The following is a 3,853-nucleotide window of genomic DNA, read 5'->3' on the forward strand; positions in this document are numbered from 1 at the left end:
CCGACCCGGTGCCCCGGATCGCGGTCCCGGTACCAGGGCTCGGCGACGGAGAGGGAGAGGGAGACGGAGTGGTGCCCTGGAACTGGGAGAAGAACTTCCACACCTCTCCCTTGGTCCAGGTGGTGATGCCGTTATCGGTGTAGGTCCCGTCCACCGGACCGGGCGTGTGACCGTTGTCGAACGCGGCCCAGACGACCGGATATCCGGCCCGGCACCCCGAGTAGGCGGTGACGATGTGCGTCTTGCTGCCCGAACCCGGCTCGCGCGGGGTCTGGGGGGTGCAGCCGTTGTTCTGGACGAACCGGTCACGCAGCGAGCGTCCCTGCGAGATGTTGAGCACCGTGTCCCCGATGCCGTGCAGCCCCATGTAGGCGATGGGCTGAGTTCCACCGCTGCACCCGCTGAGCTGGGCGCCGGAGAACACCGCGACCGCACGGAACACCGTCGCTCGGGAACAGGCGAGTGAATAACTCATACCGCCGCCATAACTGAATCCCGTGGCGAACAGTTGAGAGGTGTCGACACAGAGATCCGCCTCGATGAGCCGGATCATGTCGTCGACGAAGGTGACGTCCTCACCGCCGGAGTTGGCCCAGCCGTTGTTGAAGCCCTGGGGCGCGACGAAGATGGCGCCGTTGTTGGACAGCTGCCGGAGTCCGTAGAAGGACCAGGGATACCCGCTGGTACCGCCCGAGTCGACATCGTTGGCGGTGCCGCCGTTCCAGTGGAACCCGAAGATCAACCGGTAGGGGGTGTTGTTATTGTAGTTATCAGGGATACGCAGAATGAAGGAGCGGCTCTTGCCGCTACTCTGAATCGACCGCGTTCCGCTGCTCAGCGTCGGGGCCCTGCCGCATCCGGCGGTCGCCGCGGCGACGCCGGTCGTGGAGGACTTGGTCGTGCCCGCGCTGTCGCTCAGTGCCGGGGCTCCTGTGCCCAGGACGAGAAGCGCCACGGCCACGATCGCTCCGAAGAAAAACCTGTGCCTCGACATCACACCGTTCCCTCTGTGGCTCGAATATCGGTGTGCCTTGACTGCGGATTCATTCACGACTCCTTTTTGTCGGTAATTCCGGCCGGCCGGCATGAATGGCCTCGGGTATGGTGAGTACCGGGTGGGCCGGGCCGATGCCGTTCTGGCGGCCGAATCGATCGGCTGGCTCCTGTTAGCGCTAACACTCCTAACAGCGATCAGCGCCCCTTTCTCTCGGACGGCCGGAGGGGAGGGTGCAGCGGAGCAAATAGGACGATCCGAGACCTGTCAAGGATCGACCTTTGTCCGCGTGGAGAGATGGCCGGCGGCTCCTCGTTCCCTCCGCCTGCGACCAGGGATGCGGCACCGATCGCCGCCGATGCGCCCCGATGAAACTTTCGCCGGCGGTGGCCGTGTGCGGATCGGCGAGGAGGTGGCCGGGCCGCCTCGGTGAACCTTTCATGACTCTCCGGACCCGCATCCCTGCGGAGCGGTGAACGGCGTTGGCCGGTTGGCCTGCGCGTTCGGGCGGCGAGTCTCCAGTACTGCGTCCCTCCATCCGCCTTCGCCCGGCGGGCGCCTCAGACGGCACGCTATTGACGGCGTACGTCATACGAATTACCTTCCGCAGCAGACGGTTGGGATCACCGGCCCGCTCTGGGGAAAGTGAGCAGCAATGAGCAGCGAGCACTGCGGCCGGCTGTGCCGGTCGCGGAGCATGAGCGGCTGCCAACTCCAGACATCGCTGACACGACGACCTGAGCCGAGCCCGCTGGACCCGCTTCGGTAGGGCGTTTTGCCGCCTACACCCCCCACCCCTATCAGGAGGTCCCATGTTCGAATTGTCGATACCCGTAGTGCGGAGGTTGGTGTCGGCCGGAGTCGCCGCGCTGGGACTGACCGCCGCGGTCGCCCTGGTGGCGCCGGCCTCTCCCGTCTCGGCGGCCACCACGACGCTCTACGCGTCCCCTTCCGGCAGCGGCACCAGCTGTTCCGCTGCCCAGCCTTGCTCCTTGACGGACGCGCAGGCCGCGGTGCGGTCGCGTGTCGGCGGGATGTCCGGTGACATCGTCGTGGAGCTGGCCGACGGGGTGTACCGTCTGTCCTCGCCGTTACGGCTGACCGCCGCCGACTCCGGCACCAACGGATTCCAGGTGATCTGGCGGGCGGCCGCGTCGGCGCATCCGGTGATCAGCGGTGCCAGGGCGGTCACCGGCTGGACGCTCGCCGACTCCGGGAAGAACATCTGGCGGGCCAACGTCGGGACCGGGATCGACGCCCGGCAGCTTTACGTCAACGGCGCCATCGCCACGCGGGCGCGTACCACCGTGAACCGGTCCGACTTCACGGCCAGCAACACCGGGATGAGGTTCAGCAACAGCGCCCTGAGTTATCTGAACAATCTCGCCAACCAGAACCGGGTCGAGATGGAGAGCGTCGGTTCGTTCACCGACCGGTACGTGCCGGTGCAGAGCATCAGCGGGAACTTCATCACGATGCAGCAGCCCGCCTGGAACAACAACAACTTCGGGTACGACACCTTCTCCAGCCCGCACCGGGCGGGACCGCTCTACCTGGAGAATGCCTACGAGTTCCTCGACTCGCCGGGCGAGTGGTACCTCAACCCCGGGACCGGCGTCCTGTCCTACATCCCGGCCGCCGGGCAGAACATGAGCAATCTCAGCGTGGACCTGCCGGTGCTGCAGTCCCTGGTGGACGTCGGGGGCACCTACGACGCGCCCGCGCACCACATCACCTTCAGCGGAATCACCTTCTCCGGCACGAGCTGGCTCGGCCCCAGCGGCAACCAGGGCTTCGCGGACCAGCAGACCGGCTCCTACATCGCCGGCAACTGGAGCTGGCCCAGCTTCGGCTCCTGCAATGAGGGCTGCCAGCAGTTCGAGGCCGCCCGGCCGAACTGGTTCCAGATGCCCGCCGCGGTCCAGGTCTCCGCCGCCAACAACATCACCTTCACCGACTCCCAGTTCGTCAACCTCGGTCAGACGGCCATCGGCATCGGCAACGACGCCAACGGCCACGCCAGCGGTGTCGGCCTGGGCGCCAGCAACATCACGGTCACCCGGTCGGAGATCACCCGTAGCTCGGCGGGCGGCATCGTGATCGGCGGCGTGCGCGCCGACGCGCACCACCCCAGCGACCAGCGGATGGTCAACCGGAACATCACCGTCAGCAACAACCGCATCCACGACCTCGGCCTGGACTACCGGGGCATCGTCTCGGTCCTGCCCACCTACGTCACCAACGCCACGATCTCCCACAACGAGGTCTACAACCTGCCCTACACCGGCATGTCGCTCGGGTACGGCTGGGGCGCCAACGAGCCCGGCGGCAACACCCAGTACACCAACCGCGGCCTGTACAACTACCAGCCGCGCTACACCACGGCCACCACCGCGTCCAACAACCAGCTCATCGGCAACTACGTGCACGACGTCATGCAGCAGATGACCGATGGCGGATGCATCTACACGCTGTCGTGGAACCCCGGCGCGGTGATCAGCGACAACTACTGCCTGCGCACCAACGGCTATTTCGGGGTCTACTTCGACGAGGGCTCCAAGTACTACACCGTCCGCAACAACGTCCTGTCCTCCGTCGGCACCTGGCTCACCGCCAACTACTGGGGCGGCGAGAACATGGGCAACTTCACCGTCACCGGCAACTGGACGAGCAACGGCAGCACCAACGTGACCAACGGTGACCGCGGCAACGTCGTCAACAACAACGTCACGGTCACCAACGGCAACTGGCCGTCCGGCGCCCAGGCCGTGATGGCGTCGGCCGGGCCCCAGAACGGCGCGTCGCCCTCTCCGTCGCCGAGCCCTGGTACCGGGACCGCGATCCGGGGCACCGGGTCGG

General features: G+C 66.4%; 1 protein-coding gene and 1 pseudogene. One reads left to right on the forward strand and one right to left on the reverse strand.

Annotated elements, in window-relative coordinates; translation table 11 throughout:
* Positions 1-961, reverse strand: a pseudogene (locus tag AB0O34_RS36295) (hypothetical protein); the annotation flags it as partial.
* 845 nt (positions 962-1,806) lie between these two features.
* Here AB0O34_RS36295 and AB0O34_RS36300 point away from each other — a divergent pair.
* A partial coding sequence (locus AB0O34_RS36300; protein WP_363923459.1) for a right-handed parallel beta-helix repeat-containing protein occupies positions 1,807-3,853 on the forward strand: 2,047 nt, incomplete at its 3' end.

The sequence above is a fragment of the Sphaerisporangium sp. NPDC088356 genome (assembly GCF_040685555.1).
In the GTDB taxonomy this organism is placed as follows: domain Bacteria; phylum Actinomycetota; class Actinomycetes; order Streptosporangiales; family Streptosporangiaceae; genus Sphaerisporangium.